Genomic DNA, 18,868 nt, shown 5'->3' with positions numbered 1-18,868 from the left:
GGCTTAATTCGGCAGCGGCGTGGAGACGCCCTTGACGTGCCAATCCATCGCCACGATCTGCTCATCCGTCATGGTCTGGCCCGCGGCCACGCCTTCGCTGCCGTCCTGCCTGGCCAGCGGCCCCGCGAAGGGAGAGAAGCTGCCCGTCGCGATCTCGGCCTCGCGGGTTTTCAGCGCGGCCAGCGTCTCGGCGGGGATGTCGGGGTTCAGGTCCAGGACCGCCACCACCTTGTCGGCCATGCCGAGAAAGGCGTTGTGCCCCTTGAAGTCGCCCGCCAGGTGCTGTTCGACCGAGGCGGTGAAGAAGGGCGACCAATCCGTCGCCACGCAGCCCAGATATTTCGTCGGGGCGTATTTTTGCATCGAGGAGTTCAGGTTGAACACATAGGCCCCGGCCTCTTCGCAGGTGGCGACCACCGAGGGCGTGTCCTGGGCATTGGAAAACAGCACGTCGCAGCCCTGCGCCAGCAGGGCCTTCGCAGCCTCTTGTTCCTTGGCCGGGTCGAACCAGGAATTGACCCAGACCCCCGAGACCTCGATATCGGGGCGCACCGATTGCGCGCCCAGCGTGAAGGCGTTGATCGAGGTGATCAGTTCGGGAATGGCGAAGGCCGAGACGCAGCCCAGCTTGCCTGTCCTGGTCAGCGCGGCGGCGGCCATGCCCATCAGATAGGTGCCCTGATAATAGCGCGCGGCGAAGGGGGTGAAGTTCGGCGCGACCAGGAAGCCCGAGGCATGCAGCACGCTGACCTTGGGATTGCGCCGGGCGATCTGCATGGCGCCGTTCTGATAACCGAAGGAACCGGCGATCAGGAATTGCGCGCCATCCGCCACCACCTTGGTCATGATCCGGTCCGCATCCGGTCCTTCCATGATGTTTTCCAGGATGGTGACCTTCAGCTTGTCGCCCATCCGCGCCTTGATCGGGTCAAGCCCGGCGGTCAGCGCATGGGACCAGCCCACATCCCCAAGGGGCGAGGGCAGGACCAGCGCCAGGCTCAGCGTCTCATCCGCCGCCAGCGCGCGCGAGGCCAGCGCCGGCAGAAGCCCGGCGGCCAGTCCGGCCCGAAGGAAGCTGCGTCGTTTCAGATATGTGCTCATCGAGGGCTCCCTTGAGGGTCAGAGGTCAATCCTGGAAAGCGCGGTCTCGGCCTCGGCGGCCATGCCCGCCTCGTCCAGGCCGGGGAATGCGCCATCGGCCCAGACGATGCGGCCGTTCACCATGGTCAGATCGGTCGCCATGCCGATGCCGACGCGGGCGATCAGGCTTTCGGGATCATGGCGGGTGCCGACGTAATCCATGCGCCGGCTGTCGATGGCGAAAAGATCTGCCGCCATGCCGGGCGCAAGCCGGCCGATGTCGTCGCGCCCCAGCAGCGAGGCGCCGCCCGCAGTCGCATAGCGCAGGAAGGCCGCCGGTTCCGGCACCGCGTGCCGGCGGGTCGAGGCGACCAGGCATTGCAGCATATAGGCCGAATGCAGGCAGTGCATCAGGTTCGAATTGTCATTCGAGGCCGCGCCGTCGCAGCCCAGCCCGATCCGCACCCCCAGCGCGGCCATCGCGGGGATCGGCGTCACCTCGGCGCCGACCAGATAGACCGGCTCGGGGCAATGCGACACGCCGGTGCCGGAGGCGGCCAGCCTGGCCAGCTCATCCCCGGTCAATTCCCAGCAATGGGCATAGAAGGTATCGGGACCGGCAAAGCCCATCTCCTCAAGGTAATCGACCGTCCGCATGCCGTGCCGGGCGCGGATGACCTCGCTTTCGCCCTCGCCGACATGGGTATGCAGCATCAGCCCGTGCCGGCGGGCCAGGGCGATGGATTCGGTGAAGGTCTCGCGGTAGCAATTGACCGGCTGGCAGGGCGCGATGGCCACCTGCCGCATCGAGAAGCGGGCGGGGTCGTGATAGGCCGCGACCAGCCTTTCGCAATCGGCCAGGAATTCGTCGGTCGTCTCGCGCATTTCCTCGGGGATGGTCGAGCCTTCGGATTTCGGCAGCGTGTTCGTGCCGCGCCCGGCATGAAAGCGCAGCCCGATCCGTTCGGCCGCCTGGAACTGGCGGTCCACGATGCCCTTTCCGGCCCGGCGCGGGAAGCAATATTGATGATCGAAGGCCGTGGTGCAGCCGTGCTTTGCCAGTTCCGCCATGGCGGTCAGCGAGGCGTGATAAAAGCAATCCTCATCCAGCCGCGCGAAGATCGGATAGATCCGGTCCAGCCATTCGATCACCGACAGCCGCGTCCAGTCCAGATCCACCCGGTTGCGCACGAAGCACTGGAAGAAATGATGATGCGTATTGACGAGGCCGGGATAAAGAAACCAGCCCGAGGCGTCGATCACCTCGGCCCCCGGCGGCGCGGTCAGGCCCGGCCCGATGGCGGCGATGGCCGGGCCATCGGTCAAAAGATCCGCGTCCCGCAGCAGGCCCGAAGCCGTCAGAATGGCGGCGCAGCCCTTGAAAAGATAGGCGGGCATTCAGGCTTTCTCCTTTCGCACGACATCGGGCAGCATGTCCGGTTCGGGCAGAAGCTCGTGCAGGCGGTGGATGCCGGGCATCTCGACAAAGCCCGGCAGGCCCCTGATGGCCCGCATCCAAAGCCGGATCGAGGGATAGGGATCCAGCGCCAGCCCGCCGTCCGGCGCCAGCGCCACATGCGGAAAACAGGCAATATCGGCGATGGTGGGGCGGTCGCCGGCCAGGAAAATGCCGCCGCGCCTGCGCGCGGCGCTGATCGCGGCCTCAAGCTCGCGCAGGGCCTGGGTGGCTGTGGCGCGCAGGGCGCGGATGTCGCCCGGCGCGCGCAGCATGTCATGCGCCCGCGCGGCCCCGGCACTGGCGGAAAGCCGCCCCGCGAAGGCCAGCCATTGCGCCACGCGGGCGCGCATCCGGGGATTGTCCTCGCCCAGCCATTCCGGCGCCGCCGTCGCGGCCAGATAGGTCAGCATGGCGGCGGATTCGGTCAGCACCAGATCGCCATCGGTCAGGATCGGGATCGTTCCCGCCGGGTTCAGCGCCATCAGCCCGGCCCCGCGCTGCTCGGCGCCGGGATGGACATCTACCGGGCGCAGTTCCAGCCCGACCCCGGCCAGCGACGCCATCAGCCGCACCCGATAGCAGGACGGCGACAGGATCCAGTCATAAAGCCTCATGCCGCCACCAGTTGCGCGCCATAGGTGAAGCCGTTGCGTTTCAGCCAGCGGCGATAGGCGATCGACAGCATGTCGGCCCGCGTCGGGATCTCCTTGCCGGGGTCCAGCGGCAGCAGCGCCGGGATCTGGTTTTCCAGGATCGAGCGGTCCTGCACGAAGATCATCTGCTGGAAATGGATCATGTCGGTCATCGAGGTTTCGTCGTCGTAAAGCGCCATCCAGGGCCAGACATCGCAGGTCTCCTCGGTCAGGGGCTGGACGAACAGCGTGATCACGTCCCATTCGCCCGGACGCGGCGGGCAGGTCTTGTAAAGCACCGAGGCCGTGGGCGCGGGCACGCGATACATGTATTGCGTGGTGATCCCGCCCTGCGCCGATTTCGCGGCCTGGGGCTGGTAGAATTCGACCTTGGTGGCCCAGACCTCGTCCACATCCTCGCGGATCTCGACCTCGTATCGCTTGACCTCGGTATGGGGCTCGGACCCCAGGATGTCGGTATGGACGAAAGGAAAATGCGCGATGTCCAGGAAGTTCTCGACCGCCCGCAGGGGCGAGCAGCGGACCCGGCAGGGGCCGACATCGACCAGGCGACGACCGGGCTGGTCGGCCTCGGGGATGGTGAAAAGATCGCGCGCGGGACTGCCGGGCGATGTCCAGACATGGCCGAAGCGGGTGATGACCGGCAAGGCCCGCCCCGTGCCGTCGATGACGGCGGGTCGGCCCAGGGCGTCCAGACCCACGCGGATCCGCTGGCCCAGAAGCAGGCTTTCCGCCATGTCGCGGGACAGGCCCCGGACCATGCCGACCGGATACCACTGATCCCTCATCGCGCCGATCATGCCGTTTTCTCCCTTGCCTCAAGCTCGCGCCGCAGGGCCTCGGCCGCCGCCGACAGCGCATCCAGCGCCGGGCAGTCGGCCCCCTCGGGCGCCAGCAGATGCAACCGGCAGGCGCCGCCGCGCAAGGGCTGAACCAGCGCCGCCCCCTTCAGCGGGGCATCTGCCAGGCGGGCCGCCAGCCGTTCGGCGGGGGTCTCGATCTGAAGGCTGCGAAAGCCGGTCATGCCGGGATATTCCGGCGGCGTGCCTTCGGTCCCCGCTTCGGCCGCCCAGATCACGCCCGAGACCTCGGCCCCGGAAAAGGCCGGCACGCGGATCGCGGCGGGCGGTTTCAGGTCGGGATGGGCGGGGATGCGGATGCACTGGCCCCCCTCGGCATAGCGCCAGCCGTGATAGATGCAGGACAGCGCCTCGCCCCGCACGAAGCCATGGGACAGGCGCATGCCGCGATGCGGGCAGCGATCCGCCCAGACGGAAAGCCGCCCCGAGGCGCTGCGCCAGATCGCCAGGTCATGGGGGCCAAGCTGGCCGGGCGCGGCCGAGCCGACGGGAATATCCATCGACAGGGCCACGGGGGTCCAGGGGGTTCGCTGGCTCATCTGGGGCTACGCTTGCTCATGGATTTCGGGCTTGCTCATGGCTTCTGGCTATATCGACGGGCTGTGGCTTGTTATCCATCGCGGCCCGGCACGAGCAAAGGAAATGCCGCAAACCTCCCCTGTTTGCCCATGCCTTGCGCTTCAAGATCAAAAATCATGCAGCTTCGGGTGGGGCGCCGTGACGGTCTATCGTCTCGACCCAGACCTCGCGCGGACCTAGCAGGCAGCCCATCTCCATCGCGTCCAGAAGATCGGGCGGACCGTCCAGCAGCAGCGTCAGCCGGTCTGGCGCGGGGGCCGTGACGCGCAGGGACAGGCCCAGCCGCCGTGCATGACGTTCGATCCAGGGAGTGAAGTCGGGGGGCGCGAACCGGCCGGTGATGGTGAAGGCTTCGCGGGCCATCTGCTTCCTTTCCGCCGCCGCGAGGATGTCCGCCCAGATCGTCACCGCAGGCGGCGCGGGTCAAGGGCCTTCGGCGGCCAGCCTCCGTCCGCCAATCGACGCGGCGGTGATCCCGCTTTTCCACGCCGACGCCCGGTCGCATCGAGATAGCCTTGGCCCTTCTCCTGCTTTTTTCAGGCGGGCCGCTCTTTCACGGCACGCTCGGTATCCGCCTTGCGCCGATCATGGTCCCGACCCAGTTGCGTCGATGCGGTGGTGACGCCGCTGATCCAGATACCGCCGCTGGACCTGCTTGCGGCCCGGCATAGGCGGAGGCGCGGATCGTGGCGGCGCCTATGCCGATGCTCTCGGCTCTTTCGGGCAGCGCGCCGTCGCGGCGGATCCATGTCCTTCGCATCTTGGGTCCGCCGCCGCGACTGGGCGGGGCCTTTGCCATCGCCAGGGCACGGTCCTGATCCTCGGGGCATAGGCTGATAGCCTCGGCCTGGCGCAAAGGGCCTGCGTGATCGATGGCCGGGGGCGGCGTTTCGCCACAGGTTTCGGCCGCCCCGGCCTTTGCCGCTTAGGCAGAGGATCGCGCCTTTGGGAACCATGCGCATCCTCGACCGCATCGCCCGTCTTCACCTGCGCGATCAGGGTCGGATCGGTCGATTTTCCTGCCGCGCAGGATCCGCGTGGCAGACCCTCGGCGCCAAGCTACCGCCATGTTCTGCATACTTTTAATGCATATGCATAAATTTAATGCAATATATAAATATGTTTATTTAGCACACATTGAAAAAATATATAAAAATAGATTTATAAGATGGATATAATACAATAGTTTATTACTCGCCCACGAAGGTTTTGTAATATTGATTAATAAACTTATGGTTGTGTCATTCTTTATTGCCGCGCTACTGCAGGGATATCACACCCCTGCATTCAGCGAGTCCATCATGCCAGATCTGTCGAAATACGAGATTGTCCTTCATGACGATTTTGATACCGGACTGAACGCCTATCGGGGGGAGAGCGGCATCTGGTCCACCTCTCCCCGGCGCGACGACCTGATGACCAATGGCCCGAAATCCGTCTTCCTGTCGGATGCGACGGTGACGGCGGATGGCGAAACGGTGGGGATCAACCCGCTTTCCGTTTCGGACGGGTCGCTGCATATCTCCTCGGGCGTCATTCCCACCGACAAGCTTGCGGTGGTGCGCGAGGCGTTGCAGGACGTGGGGCGCGGCGCCCAGGCGGATAATGTCCGGTATTATACCGGCATGGTGACCACCGCCGATACCTGGGCGCAGGCTTACGGCTATTACGAGATCACGGCCGAGATCCCTGTCGGCAAGGGCCATTGGCCGGCGTTCTGGCTTGCCCCCGCGGGCGTGGGCTGGCCGCCCGAGATCGACATCTTCGAGATCTACAGCAAGGGCGTCGGGGGGCAGTCGACCGCGGCGGACAACACCTTCACCGTCGCCTCCTTCTTCGACCGCTACGACCTGGACGGCAACCCGACCCAATCCGTCGATGTGCAGAACCCCTATGCACTGGATAAATACGGCCAGCCCAGCGATCCCGTCATTCGCCATCAAGCCGGCGGCGAACAATACATGTTTCAGGACAGAATCAACGCCTTGACCGAATACGGCGCGGATATCTTTACCGGAAAATGGACCTGGGCCTGCGAATGGCTGCCGGATTACATTGTGTTCTATTTCGGCAAGGACCGCGATTCCATGGTCGAAATCTATCGCACGCCGACGCCGCAGGATCTGACCTCGCCGATGTATACGATCATCAACGATCAGATCAGTTCGACCTGGGGCTGGGATCCGGTCGAAGGGCTGGACGACCTGACCTTTGCCAAGGGCAATGATTTCAGCATCGATTCCGTCTCGATCTATGCGCTGCGGCCGGACCGGACCGTGACGGCCACCACCATCGGCGAGACGATCGTGGACGATGAGCGCGGCTCGGTCATCACCGGCTCGGCCGGGAACGACATCATCGTGACGGGGGGCGGCGCGGGCCAGGATTTCGTCGCGCTAGGGGGTGGCGGCGACATCCTGCACTTCACGCGCGGGATCGGAAACGCCATCGTCTCGGGTTTCGGCGCCGATGACAGGGTCGTGCTGGAGGGCTTTCATTTCGACGGCGCTCAGGGCGCCATGTCGCGGCTGACCCAGGTGGGCAAGGATGTCTGGCTGACCAATGGCGCCTATCCCGCCGATCCTCAGACCATCATCTTTCGCGACAGCAATCTGGCCGATTTCCGTGCCGAGCAATTCGTGGTGCGCTGGTCCGTCACGCCCGAGGTCTGGAACAGCAAGATCCTGTCGTCCGAGCGGCTTAGGGATCAGGATGGCGACGGGCATGTCTGGGCCAGTTCCGAGGGTAGCCGGATGACCGATGTGGGCAGCAGCTTCGCCGGTTCGCTCACCATGCATGGCGGCGAGGGGGGCGATGTTTATTATCTTTATGGCCGTGATACCCGCGTGGTCGAGGCGGCCAATGGAGGCGTCGATACGGTCTATTCCAGCCGCAGCATGACCCTGGCCCAGAATGTCGAGAATCTGATCGCCGCGCCGGGCGTGCGCGGGATCACGCTTGCGGGCAATGACGGCGACAACCGGATCGAGGGCAACGGTTATGCCAACACGCTGCAAGGCGGCGTGGGGCAGGATCTGGTCGTCAGCCATGGCGCCGACGTGATCGTGCATGGCTTCGGCGACGGCCATGACGTGGTGGAGGGCTTTGACGGCGCCGACCGTATTCGGCTGGAAGGATACGCCGTCGCCAGCGCGCGGGACTTGCTCTCGCGGCTGGTGCAGGACGGCTCGGACGTGCGCCTGGATCTGGGAGAGGGCGGCTCGATCACCTTCCGCGACACCAAGCTGTCGGCCTTCGGTGCCGAGAATTTCGAGATCTCGGCGGGCGGCGGCAACGCGTTTGGGTCCGCGACCCGCGATCCCTATGCGCTGCCCAGCATCTCGGCGCCCGGCCAGGATGTGCCGGTCGATCCGCTTCCGTCCCCCGTGGAGGGCGGGCTTGACACCGGCACTCTACGAGGCACCCCGCTGGACGACGTGCTGCGCGGCGGCAGCGGCGATGATCTGCTGCGCGGGTATGCCGGCAATGACTGGCTGTATGGCGGCACCGGCAGCAACCACATGAACGGGGGCGAGGGCAATGACACCCTGGTCGCGCAGGGCACGGGCGACCGGCTGTTCGGGGCGGCGGGGGCCGATACCTTCATCCTGGACCTGGGCGCGACCAGCACGGCGATCATGGATTTCGCGCGCGGCGACAAGGTGGATGTCAGCCGGATCTGCGCCGAGGATGCCGATCTGCGGCTGGTCAAGGCGGGGCTTTGGTTCAACCTGGAGGTCCAGAACGGCGCGGACTGGGATCGCGTCTGCGCCATCCGCTCGACCGATGCGGCGGGTATCTGGGATGCGCTGATCACCGCCTGACCGGCGCCCGGCCCGTGCCCGGCCCGTGCCCGGACCCGTGCCTGGACCCGTGCCTGGACCCGCGCGGGTGCCGTGCCGCGTCCATGATGGTCCGGTGGTCGCAGTTCCCGCGCTGTCCACGGATTGGGCAACGCAGCCCCGATGGGGCGACCTCTCGACAGAAAGGCTGTAGCTGCTATGAAGCGCGGAACTTTCTTCCAGCAGTTCAAGAGGATCCCAGTGCGAAAACAGAATGCGGCAGGGCCGCGCGTCGGCGCCGCCCTGCCGACCGAGGTTGACGGTAAGGCGCGCAAGGCCATGTGGGGCGCCGCGATCGGCTATGCGATGGACGGGTTCGACCTGCTGATCCTGGGCTTCATGCTCAAGGTGATTTCGGCCGACCTGGCGCTGAGCCAGGCGCAGGCCGCCTCGCTGGTGACGGCCACGCTGGTCGGCGCCGTTCTGGGCGGGATCGGCTTTGGCATGCTGTCGGACCGGGTCGGGCGTATCCGGGTGCTGACCTGGACCATCGTGCTTTTCGCCGTATTCACCGGGCTTTGCGCATTCGCCCGGGGCTATTGGGATCTGCTGGCCTATCGCACCATCGCGGGCATCGGCCTGGGCGGAGAGTTCGGCATCGGCATGGCGCTGGTGGCCGAGGCATGGCCCGCCAGCAAGCGGGCGCGCGCCTCGTCCTATGTGGCGCTTGGCTGGCAAAGCGGGGTGCTGGCTGCCGCCATCGCGACGCCGCTGCTGTTGCCGCAGATCGGCTGGCGCGGCATGTTCCTGCTGGGCGTGTTCCCCGCAATCGTGGCCTATTGGATCCGCCATTCCCTGCACGAGCCCGAGGTCTTCGTCGCCAGGACCGCCCGCAGACCCAGGGAATCTGCCCTGAAGCTGCTGGTCAAGGACCGCGAGACCACGCGGATCAGCCTGGGGATGGTCATCCTCTGCTCGGTGCAGAATTTCGGCTATTACGGCGTGATGATCTGGATGCCGAACTATCTGGCCACGCAATTCGGCTTCGCGCTGACCAAATCGGCGGTCTGGACGGCGGTGACGATCCTGGGCATGGCGGCGGGCATCTTCGCCTTTGGCCATCTGGCCGACCGCCTGGGCCGGCGCCCGGCCTTTTTCGGCTATATGATCATGGCGGCGGTGATGGTCGTCGTCTATTCGCGGCTGTCCGATCCCGTGGCGCTTCTGCTGGTCGGCGCGGTGATGGGCTTTTTCGTCAATGGCATGATCGGCGGCTATGGCGCGCTGATGAGCGAGCTTTACCCCACCGCCGCCCGCGCCACGGCGCAGAACGTGCTGTTCAACATCGGCCGCGCGGTCGGAGGCTTCGGCCCGCTGGTGATCGGCGCCATCGCGGCGGCCTACAGTTTCCAGGCCGCCATCGCGCTGCTGGCGGCGCTTTACCTGGTCGATCTGGTCGCGATGTGGCTGCTGATCCCCGAGCGGCGCGGCGCGCAGCTTGAATGATCCATCCGAGGGGGCGGGCGGATGGGGGGCGGGCGCCTTGGCCCGCCCTTTTTCGTCTAATCCGTCAGCAGCAACCCCTGCCGGTGGGCCAGTTCGCTGGCACCGGCGATCTTGCCGATGACCTTGCCGGGCCAGGCGAAGGGCTGGCTGTGGCGGGCAAACAGAATGCCCGAGGTCTCGGCCAGGATGTCGACGCCACTGCCCAGCGGGTCGATGATCGTCGCCACCACCTCGTCTTTTTCCACCCGGTCGCCCAGTTGGCGGCGATAGGCGACCAGCCCGCCCACGGGCGCCTTGACCTGGGACATCGCGGCCAGCGGCGTGCCCTCGGCCCGCGCCTCGGGCAGCCCGCCCGGATCGCCCTGGATCAGCCCGCGCCGTTCCAGGATGCGATACAACGCCTCGGCCTGGTCCTGGGCCTGGCGCAGGTCCACGTCGTCGTTGCTGCCCAGTTCCAGCGTCGCGGCCAGGCAGGCGGGTGGAATCGCCGCCTGGGGATGGGCTGCGGCCAAGGCCCACCAGGGGCCGCTCAGCGCCTCGTCAAAGGGGTTCCCGCCCGAGACCTCGGCCAGCAGGACCGCGCGCGCGCCGATCTCGGCGGCGATGTCCCGCGCCTCGGGCCAAAGCGGCGTGCCGGTATAGACATGCGGCAGGGCCTGGTTGTCGGCATGCAGGTCCAGGACCAGATCGGCGTCATGGGCCAGGGTCATCAGCCGGTGGCGCAGCGCGTCCAGCGCGGTCGCGGGGCGTGTCGCGGCCAGGGCCTTGCCCATCGCGGCGCGGATCAGGGCCACGTTTTCCGCCGCATCCGCACCCAGCGCCAGCCCCTGCAAGGCGGGTGCCAGATCGGGATAGCCGCGATTGAAATTCTGGCCGCTCTCGGTCTCGTGGCGGCCATAGAGAAAGCCGTTCGGATGCTGGGTCAGGCCCAGGGGATTGGCCTGGGGCAGGATCAGGATCTCGCCCAGGACGCGGCCCTGCGCGGCGGCCTGGTCCAGGAGCCCACGCAGCAGGTAAAGCGCCAGCATGCCGGGGAATTCGTCGGCATGAAGCCCCGCCTGCAAATACGCCTTGGGCCGCGCCCCCGCCGCGCCATAACGCAAGGCGCGCAGGTGATGGACCGTGCCCGCGCCGGTGGGCGGCAGGGCGAAGTCCAGGGTTTCGGCGCGGCTTTCGGTCGTGCTCATGCGGGGTTCCAATGCGTCTGTCTTAGGCGGGTTGATCGGGGGCGGGGGCGTCCAGGGAAAACCGCTCGACCTCGTAATAGGCGGCGCAGGCATCCTCCAGCACCGCCTGCAATTCGCCGCCGCCCTTCATCACCGCCTTGGTCGCGGCCTCGATCAGCCGCTGCGAGGGCGGCATGTCGCGCAGTTCGATCTCGGCCAGCTTGAGATAGTTCAGCACATGGACCTCAAGCTCTGCGGGCTCCAGGCCCTTGTCCTTCAGTCCCAGGATGGTGCCCGCCACCGCCAGGGGCGAGGTGAACCGCTTGCGCGTCCCGGCGATGGCGGCGGCGGCGCGCTCCTCGGTGGCGGCGTCGGACAGGATCGCGGTCAGGGTCTTGCTGTCGAAATACATGGTCATGCCTTTCTTGAGGGGTTGGCCGGAGGACCGGCTTAGCCGTGCCGGTCCCGGATGCTCTGTATGTTCAACTGGCCGGTGCCGTCCCCTGCGGGGTGATAGTCCAGCAGGATATGCGCCTCGGCCGGCTGGCCGCGCGGATCGCCGGGGGTGAAGCCGCAGCAATCCTCGATCACGTCGGCCACCAGCGCGTCCAGCGCCTGGGCGGCCAGTTCGGGCGCACCCGCGCGCCGCAGCGTGCAGGTGCCCAGGTCGATCACGTCGCCGGGGGCGGCAAAGGCCAGCCTGGTTCCCGGCGCGGTGAAGTCGTCGCCCTGAAGCTCGGTGCGTTCCAGATCGATCTCGACCAGCACCGCGCCGCCGGTCCCGATCACCGTCAGGGCCGAGCCGTCATGATTGGCGATAACGCCGCTGTTTTCAAGCAGGCCCAGCCCGTGACGCACGCCTTCCTCGGCGCAGGCCACCGCCAGCCGTCCCAGCCGGCGCGAGGCGTCCAGGTTCTGGTCCACGATGGCCGCGCCGAACAGGCCCAGTCCCTCTTGGATGACCAGCCCGCGCCGGCCCATGTCGGATGCGATGCCAAAGCGCAGCGCCTCGTAGCTGGTGCCGCCGCCGATCATGAAACCCGACAGGGCCGAGGCCGCGCCGCTGACCGCGATCACCACTCCCCCCGCCGCATGGGCGCGGGCGATGGCCAGAAGGATCGGCGTGACCTCGCCCCGGTGCAGCAGCGTTTCTATCAGGCGGATCTGGTTGCCGCCGGTCAGCAGGATCGTCTTCAGCCCGGCGATCCGCTCGACCAGTTCGGCATCGCGGCCCAGCCGCTCCACATTGTCGATGGTGATGCCGAAATCCAGCGCGGCGATTCCGCGCGCCTCAAGCGCGCGGGCATAGCCGCGCGCCTCGGTCCTGGGATCGGCCGAGGCGGCCGCGATGATGCCGACCGGCCCCTGCGCCTGCGCGGCGATCTGATCTAGCAGCGCCGAGCCGTCGCGCAGCGGACTGGAGCCGAGCAGCATCAGCCGCGCCTGAGGTCCGCGCACAAGCCCGTAGTCGCGCGCCAGCGCGCTGCGATGGCTTTCCGCCAATTGCGCCGCGCTAAGCCGGCGCGTTCCCATCGAGGCGCGGAAACCCACCGCCGTCATGCGGAAGTCGCGGTCCCGCTCGGACATGAGCGCCCGCGAGCCGGGGGCGCGCGCGAATTCGACCGTCGTGGCGCAGCCGCCCTTGGGTTCTATCGCGCGGGCGCGGTCCGAGGCGTAGCTTTGCGGATCGCCCAGCACCAGCCGCGCCAGCAGGTCGTAAAGCGTATAGGCGCCGAAGACGTTGCGCAGCGAGCGGGCGGGGGCGCGATAGGCGATGTCGCGCGCCCCGACCGGGCGCTTGTCCGGGCCGGGCCTGACCTCGCCCGTGGCAAGGTCGAGGGCGTCGCCATCGTCTAGATAGGTAAAGCCGATCTCATCGACGCTTTTTTCCCGCGGATCAATGCGTGCCGTCGTCATGTCCAGCACGAAGGCGCCGAATTCACCGATCACGCGGGCCTGGTCGCCATCGACGAACAGCGCCGTGTTCTCGTCGATGCCGAAGCCGCGCGCGACGCCGCTTTCCGCCAGCGCCACCACCAGCCGGCCGAAGCGACCGCGCTTGATGAAATGCTGATCGACCACGCCCCAGGGAAAGAAGCCCAGGCCCCGGCCCAGCAGCATCCCCGGCTGGTCGGCGTCGCGCACCACGCCATAGGTCGCGGCCTCAAGCGAGGTGCCGCCCTCGATCATCACGTCCGACATGACCGCCGCCCCGGCCGAGGAGCCGGCGATCAGGCCCCCCGCCGCATGGGCGGCGCGAATCGCGGCCAGGACCGGGCTTTCGGCGCCGCCCGGCGCCAGGGCCCCGGTGATCAGCGCCTGATCGCCCCCGGTGAAGAACACGCTGCCGTAATCCGCGACCAGCGCGGCGATGGCCGGGTCCCGCGCCGCCTGGGCCGCGCCCGCGCCATGGACGGGGGCCATGGCCGCGTCGAAGCCATGGGCGGCAAAGACCGCGACGGTTTCGGCGCCCACGGCCTCGGGTTCGCCCGAGGCCGTCGGAAACACCAGGATGCGCCCGCCGGACAGGCGGTGCATCTGGGCATAGATGGCATCGTTGTCGTCTTCCAGCCGGCCGCCGATGACGGCCAGCTTGGGGTTGTCGCTGTTGATCGTCATGTCAGGCTGTCACGCGACCGGAGCGATCAGCACGCCGCGCTGATCCGTCACGACCTTGTAGCCCTCGGGGATGTCGAAGCTGTCCTGAAGGTGGCGCGCGACCTGGCTTTCCTCGGGTTCGGCCTGGAAGGCGGGGGTGAACTGGATGATCTGCTTCCACGACCGGGTGATCCCCTCGCAGAAGAACAGGATCAGGTCGTCGCGCTGCGCCATGCTCAGCGCGGTGGCAAGCGCGTCCTGCTCTTCCTCGACGATCTGGATCGCGTCGGCGGCGACGCCGTTCGCGATCAGCGCCTCGCGCATCAGGCGCGGCATCTCGTCGGGGGCACGGTTTCTCAGGTCGTCGTCGCGATGGCAGATGTAATGGTCGAAATGGCCGGCCACCTTGGCGGCGATGGCCAGCGCATCCTCGTCCCGGCGATCGCCGGGGCAGGTAACGCAGACGATCTTGCGGCCGCGCGGCTTCAGCCGGTCCACCAGATCGACCATCGCGCCCACGGCGGCCTCGTTATGGCCGTAATCCAGGATCACCCGGAAGCCGTGCTCGTCAAAGACGTTCATCCGGCCGGGGCTTTGGAAGAAGGTGTTGTCGAAGGTGCGCAGGCCGGTGCGGATCTGGTCCAGCGTCTTGCCGAGCGCGAAGGCCATGGCGGCGGCGAACATGGCGTTTTCGACGTTGTGCAGCGCCTTGCCTTCCAGCGTCGCCGGGATCAGGTGGGTCCAGATCAGGGGAATATGCGTGCCCTTGTCATAGATCACGATCTGCTCGCCATTGATGCCCTGTTCCAGCACCAGGGCGCGCTTGCCCAGGCGGATATGCTCGCGCACCAGTTCGTGCTCGGGGTTGCGCGTCACATAAAGGATATGCTTCGCCGGCGAATGGCTGGCCATCTTCAGCGTGTATTCGTTGTCGGCGTTCAGCACCACGGTGCCGCGCGTGACCTCGGCGATGACGCGCTTGACCCGCGCCAGCCCGTCCAGCGTATCGACGCCGCCCAGCCCCAGATGGTCCGAGGTGACGTTCAGGACCGCCCCCACGTCGCAGAAATTATAGCCCAGGCCGGAACGCACGATCCCGCCCCGCGCGGTTTCCAGAACGGCGATGTCCACCGAAGGATCGCGCAGCACCATCCGGGCCGAGACCGGGCCGGTCATGTCGCCTTTGACCGTCACGTTGCCGTCGATATAGACCGCATCGGTCGAGGTCTGGCCGACCACATGCCCCGCCATCTTCAGGATATGGGCCAGCATCCGCGCGCAGGTGGTCTTGCCGTTGGTGCCGGTCAGCGCCGCGATCGGCACGCGGGACTGCGCGCCCTGCGGGAACAGCATATCCATGATCGCGCCGCCCACGTCGCGCGGCTTGCCCTCGGAGGGCGCGATATGCATGCGCAGGCCCGGCCCCGCGTTGATCTCGCAGATGCCGCCGCCGGTTTCGCGATAGGACCGCGTGATGTCCGATGTCAGGAAATCCACCGCCCCCACATCCAGCCCGATGGCGCGGATCGCGCGTTCGGCCATCAGCTTGTTGTCGGGATGGATCGTGTCGGTGCAGTCCACCGCCGTGCCGCCGGTCGAGATGTTGGCGGTCTTGCGCAGATAGACCTCTTCGCCCTCGGGCGGGACGGTTTCCGGCGTATAGCCGCGCTCCTCCAGCAGGCGCAGGGCCTGGGCGTCCAGCTCCAGCCGGGTCAGCACGTTTTCATGGCCGACGCCCCGGCGCGGGTCCTGGTTCACGATCTCGACCAGTTCGGCGATGGTATGGCTGCCGTCGCCTTTCACATGGCCCGGCACGCGGCGGGCGGCTGCGACCAGTTCGCCGTTGACCACCAGCAGACGGTGATCGTCGCCGGTGATCATGCTTTCCACGACGACCGCGCTGCCTTCTTCGTCGGCGACGGCGAAGGCCGCCTCGACCCCTTCTTCGTCGGTGATGCTCACCGTCACACCGCGCCCGTGATTGCCGTCCAGGGGCTTCACCACCACCGGATAGCCGATGCGGTTGGCGGCCGAGACGGCCTCGTCGGCGTCATAGACCAGACGCTGTTTCGGGACCGGCAGGCCCAGATCGCTGAGCAACTGGTTGCAGATATTCTTGTCCGAGGCGAGTTCCACCGCGATATGCGGCGTGCGCGAGGTCAGCGCGGCCTCGATGCGCTGCTGGTATTTGCCCTGGCCCACCTGAATCAGGCTGGCGTCGTTCAGCCGCGACCAGGGAATGTCCCGCGCCTCGGCCGCGCGCACCAGTTCCAGCGCCGAGGGGCCGAGGCTGCGCTTGTCGGCATAGCGCAGGAAACCGGCGATGTCGCCTTGCAGATCGGCATCCTCGTCCTTGGCGATGGCGGCCAGCAGGTCGCAGGCGACCTCGCCCGCCTCAAGGCCGATATCCTCGGAATCGAAGCTATAGAAGACATACAGGAAATCCGGGTCGTCGGTCGTCTCGGACCAGGCCAGGTTCCCGCGCTGGCCCGCGACGCGCTGCAATTCCAGCGCCAGCCGCGCCAGCAGATCGCCCAGATCGAATCGCCCGCCGCGCGCGGCCTCGATCCAGGCCGCATCCGTGGCCGCCGCCCATCCCGGCAGCACCGCCAGCAGCCGCTCGATCACCGCGCCGCCCAGTTCCGCCAGGCGGGCGGCATAGGCGGGCTTCACGTCGATGCCAAGCCGGATCACCGGCTCTTTCGCATGCACGTTGGGGCCTACATATACCGAGGTGGAGTCGATGTTCATGCGGATTTCCTTCCTGTCCTGTCCTGTTCTGGGCGGCGTCCGCGCTTGCTCCGGCGGATTCGTGACGAATGGATCACTCTCTGGCGGACAGTGCAAGCGGTCGTGATCGCCGGGTCGGGGCGCGAAAGGGCATGGCAAGGGCCGGGCATCAGCCCGGCCCTGTTTCCGGCGCGGTTGCTTTCAGGCCAGCAGACCCGCGAAACGCAGCATTTCCTTGAGGCTGTCGATGGGCCTTTCAGGCCGGAACAGGCTGGGCGACCAGCGATGCCCATTGATCATCGCGTGCCAATACGAAGAGGGATCGCCCTTCACCAGCCCGATCAGCGTGTTTGCGACCAGATGGCTGCCCAGCGGACCCAGATGATGGCCGCCCGCCAACTCGGCCTCGCGCAGGACATAAAACCACAGCGGCGTTGCCTGATCCATGCCCGTATCGGCCAGGAATTCGCGCCCCTCGCGGACCTGTTCGGCTGTCAGCACGGGGACCGGACGGTAAAGCCCGGTCGCGTTCAGCGCCCGCGCCACCGCCTGCCCCGAGGGCAGGTTCAGCCGATAGCCGCGCCGCAGGTTGCGCTGCGCCAGCCGGCGCATCATCGCGGGGTCGGCGGGCTCGTTGATCAGATCGCCCAAAGGCGGGGCCAGATGCGTGTCGATCTTGCGCGCCGAGCGGGTCGGGCTTTCGGCATGGACGAACCGCTCCCATTCGATGACCCAATCGCCGGGCAGCGCGGTCTTCGGGTCGGGCGTCGTGGGCGAGGGCATGCGCCCGTTGCCGGTGAAGCGGAACAGAAGCTCGAACGAGGCAGAGGGCAGAAGCTGCGGCGCCCCCGCGACGGGGCTGCCGAAAAAGCGGTTGTGATCATATTCCGACCGCACCATCGAATGCCCGAAGCGAAAGCCCGCGACCGAGAATTCCAGCGGCAGGGGCAGCCGCGCCGGGTTTACGGGCGCATGCGCGTTCAGGAATTCGGCGTAAAGCGGCGCGCCGGTGGACAAAAGCTCATCCGCCACGTCGCCGGCGCAGATCGCGGGCAGATACTGGTTCAGCACCAGCCATTGGTAGTGAAAGCGGGTCAGCCTGCGGGCCTCTTCGAAATCCTCGGTCAGGTCCGCCAGCTTGTTGTGCAGCCGCAGGAAGGCGACGTGAAGCTGCGCGACCAGCAGGTTCTCGTCGTTGCGCCCGTCGCCCAGGATGGCGCGGGTGCGGATCGGGCCGTCCTGGTCGACGAAGTTCGCGCGCAACGCGGGGTCCAGGGCATCAAGCTCGGCCCGGGTGATCTCGCCCCGGTCCAGCAGAAAGCCCAGCCGCAGCAGGTCGGCCGCCGGGTCGGCGGGCAGGGGCGGGCGGCCATCGCCCGAATCCGCCGTGACCCCCAGCCGCATCTTGTGGCGAAAGGTCGGGTGGCGCATCAACCCGGCAAGTTTCGTCGCGAAGGCCCCCTGTCCGGGCGCATCGCCGTAAAGGCTGTCGAGGCCCAGCGAGCCGTCGCGCAGATTGGTGATCCCGGCCTGGACCTGATCGCGGTCGGTGGGCTGGAAATCCCCCGAGATGACCGAGATGCCCGCCACCTCGCGGTCGGTATTGGCGGTGATGTCATGGTCGATGAACTGCCCGAAATAGGTCAGGATCGGCGGCAGGGCGCTTTCCGACGCGCCCGGCGCCTCGGTCGCCATGCTGTCGGCCAGTCGATCCAGCGCGGCCAGCGTTTCCGGGGTTGCCGGAATACCGTCGGCATCGCGAAACAGATAGTGAAAGCCGCCGCTGGTGGCGATGGTGGAATACATGATCGCGCGCCCACGCATTCCAGCCGCGATGGCCGGGGCCTCGTCGATGACGGCCTGAATCCGGGCCGTTCCGGCGACGCTTCTTGCGGCGGGTCCTTCCATCACCACGCCGCCGCGTGCCAGATCGCGGGACGGGGGCGGTTCGGCCAGATCCTGAATGATGTGCATTCCGTGGCTTAGCGAAAACAACATGGCTGGGCTCCTGATAAGGTTCTGGAACTTGGCAAATAAGATGCAGGCAAGACAAATGGATCGGCATGACGAGCATGCGGGAAATGGGGGGGTGGAGAGGAAAGGCGGGCAATGGAACGCACGGGCAGGTGATTCGATTGCCTGAGGGGAAATATACTACAACCGATTTCCAGAATATAGTTTTACGTCAAATATGGTGTGATTGCGCAATTAACTCGCCAATTGGTTGTATCTCCGGGCACTCGCTTGATCGCTCGCCCGCCCGGCGAAGCTTCCAGGCGAAGCTCTCTAAAAGAGCTAGTAATTCATATGTAATACAAGGTAATTTAACGTATTTCCAGAGACTGACGTATTTTCGCATGCCGCTGTCGATAAACTCAGGCTTCCCTGGGTCGCGCGGGGTGCTATGGAAAATTTTAGATTAAGCTGACCGACCTGATATTTCCCAATATCCGTC

General features: G+C 66.6%; 13 protein-coding genes. 2 read left to right on the top strand and 11 right to left on the bottom strand.

Features of this window, described 5'->3' with window-relative positions; all coding sequences use genetic code 11:
* Window positions 1–3: 3 nt before the first annotated feature.
* The 6 genes from QM682_RS02410 to QM682_RS02385 all read right to left on the bottom strand — a co-directional run bounded on the left by QM682_RS02410 (window position 4) and on the right by QM682_RS02385 (window position 4,994).
* Entirely contained in the window at window positions 4–1,101 is a 1,098-nt protein-coding gene (locus QM682_RS02410) for a BMP family ABC transporter substrate-binding protein (protein ID WP_415126728.1), read from the bottom strand.
* Window positions 1,102–1,119: 18 nt separating this feature from the next.
* A complete protein-coding gene (locus QM682_RS02405) occupies window positions 1,120–2,478 on the bottom strand; it encodes an amidohydrolase (protein ID WP_415126726.1) in 1,359 nt (452 codons plus the stop codon).
* Complete coding sequence (locus QM682_RS02400; protein ID WP_415126724.1) at window positions 2,479–3,153, bottom strand: glutathione S-transferase family protein; 675 nt, start codon at window positions 3,151–3,153, stop codon at window positions 2,479–2,481.
* Window positions 3,150–3,992 (bottom strand): aromatic ring-hydroxylating dioxygenase subunit alpha, encoded by an 843-nt coding sequence (locus tag QM682_RS02395; protein ID WP_415126722.1) that lies wholly within the window; start codon window positions 3,990–3,992, stop codon window positions 3,150–3,152. Before QM682_RS02395 ends, QM682_RS02400 begins: the two co-directional genes overlap by 4 nt.
* Complete coding sequence (locus tag QM682_RS02390) at window positions 3,989–4,591, bottom strand: Rieske 2Fe-2S domain-containing protein (protein ID WP_415126720.1); 603 nt, start codon at window positions 4,589–4,591, stop codon at window positions 3,989–3,991. Before QM682_RS02390 ends, QM682_RS02395 begins: the two co-directional genes overlap by 4 nt.
* A gap of 154 nt (window positions 4,592–4,745) precedes the next feature.
* Window positions 4,746–4,994: an acylphosphatase gene (locus QM682_RS02385; protein WP_415126718.1), complete on the bottom strand. Its 249-nt coding sequence runs from the start codon at window positions 4,992–4,994 to the stop codon at window positions 4,746–4,748.
* A gap of 938 nt (window positions 4,995–5,932) precedes the next feature.
* Between QM682_RS02385 and QM682_RS02380 the strand changes: the two genes are divergently transcribed.
* Window positions 5,933–8,455, top strand: coding sequence for a hypothetical protein (locus QM682_RS02380; RefSeq protein ID WP_415126716.1), 2,523 nt, complete (start codon window positions 5,933–5,935; stop codon window positions 8,453–8,455).
* Window positions 8,456–8,674: 219 nt separating this feature from the next.
* Window positions 8,675–9,919, top strand: a complete 1,245-nt coding sequence (locus QM682_RS02375; protein WP_415126714.1) for an MFS transporter — start codon at window positions 8,675–8,677, stop codon at window positions 9,917–9,919.
* A 56-nt stretch (window positions 9,920–9,975) separates the two neighbouring features.
* On the opposite strand, the gene QM682_RS02370 is transcribed toward QM682_RS02375, so the two are convergent.
* The 5 genes from QM682_RS02370 to QM682_RS02350 form a co-directional block, all read right to left on the bottom strand.
* A complete protein-coding gene (locus QM682_RS02370; RefSeq protein WP_415126712.1) occupies window positions 9,976–11,106 on the bottom strand; it encodes a succinylglutamate desuccinylase/aspartoacylase family protein in 1,131 nt (376 codons plus the stop codon).
* A 22-nt stretch (window positions 11,107–11,128) separates the two neighbouring features.
* The gene (locus tag QM682_RS02365; RefSeq protein ID WP_415126710.1) at window positions 11,129–11,503 is read right to left on the bottom strand and encodes a hypothetical protein; all 375 of its coding nucleotides are present in this window, start codon (window positions 11,501–11,503) and stop codon (window positions 11,129–11,131) included.
* A 32-nt stretch (window positions 11,504–11,535) separates the two neighbouring features.
* Window positions 11,536–13,704, bottom strand: coding sequence for a cyanophycinase (locus QM682_RS02360; RefSeq protein WP_415126708.1), 2,169 nt, complete (start codon window positions 13,702–13,704; stop codon window positions 11,536–11,538).
* A gap of 9 nt (window positions 13,705–13,713) precedes the next feature.
* Window positions 13,714–16,434 carry a cyanophycin synthetase gene (gene cphA / locus QM682_RS02355; RefSeq protein WP_415126706.1) on the bottom strand — a complete coding sequence of 907 codons (2,721 nt, stop codon included), beginning with the start codon at window positions 16,432–16,434 and terminating at the stop codon, window positions 13,714–13,716.
* A gap of 180 nt (window positions 16,435–16,614) precedes the next feature.
* Complete coding sequence (locus QM682_RS02350) at window positions 16,615–18,411, bottom strand: peroxidase family protein (RefSeq protein WP_415126704.1); 1,797 nt, start codon at window positions 18,409–18,411, stop codon at window positions 16,615–16,617.
* Between the last annotated feature and the right edge of the window lie 457 nt (window positions 18,412–18,868).

It is taken from the genome of Paracoccus sp. (in: a-proteobacteria) (assembly GCF_047605025.1).
Lineage (GTDB): Bacteria > Pseudomonadota > Alphaproteobacteria > Rhodobacterales > Rhodobacteraceae > Paracoccus.
Note: the sequence above shows the minus strand (reverse complement) of the source record. Positions and strands in the feature narration are given on the sequence as shown.

Excerpts from the sequence above, each read along its gene's own strand:
- QM682_RS02410 (WP_415126728.1), bottom strand. The coding sequence starts at position 1,101 with ATGAGCACATATCTGAAACGACGCAGCTTCCTTCGGGCCGGACTGGCC.
- QM682_RS02405 (WP_415126726.1), bottom strand. The coding sequence starts at position 2,478 with ATGCCCGCCTATCTTTTCAAGGGCTGCGCCGCCATTCTGACGGCTTCG.
- QM682_RS02400 (WP_415126724.1), bottom strand. The coding sequence starts at position 3,153 with ATGAGGCTTTATGACTGGATCCTGTCGCCGTCCTGCTATCGGGTGCGG.
- QM682_RS02395 (WP_415126722.1), bottom strand. The coding sequence starts at position 3,992 with ATGATCGGCGCGATGAGGGATCAGTGGTATCCGGTCGGCATGGTCCGG.
- QM682_RS02390 (WP_415126720.1), bottom strand. The coding sequence starts at position 4,591 with ATGAGCCAGCGAACCCCCTGGACCCCCGTGGCCCTGTCGATGGATATT.
- QM682_RS02385 (WP_415126718.1), bottom strand. The coding sequence starts at position 4,994 with ATGGCCCGCGAAGCCTTCACCATCACCGGCCGGTTCGCGCCCCCCGAC.
- QM682_RS02380 (WP_415126716.1), top strand. The coding sequence starts at position 5,933 with ATGCCAGATCTGTCGAAATACGAGATTGTCCTTCATGACGATTTTGAT.
- QM682_RS02370 (WP_415126712.1), bottom strand. The coding sequence starts at position 11,106 with ATGAGCACGACCGAAAGCCGCGCCGAAACCCTGGACTTCGCCCTGCCG.
- QM682_RS02365 (WP_415126710.1), bottom strand. The coding sequence starts at position 11,503 with ATGACCATGTATTTCGACAGCAAGACCCTGACCGCGATCCTGTCCGAC.
- QM682_RS02360 (WP_415126708.1), bottom strand. The coding sequence starts at position 13,704 with ATGACGATCAACAGCGACAACCCCAAGCTGGCCGTCATCGGCGGCCGG.
- cphA (WP_415126706.1), bottom strand. The coding sequence starts at position 16,434 with ATGAACATCGACTCCACCTCGGTATATGTAGGCCCCAACGTGCATGCG.
- QM682_RS02350 (WP_415126704.1), bottom strand. The coding sequence starts at position 18,411 with ATGTTGTTTTCGCTAAGCCACGGAATGCACATCATTCAGGATCTGGCC.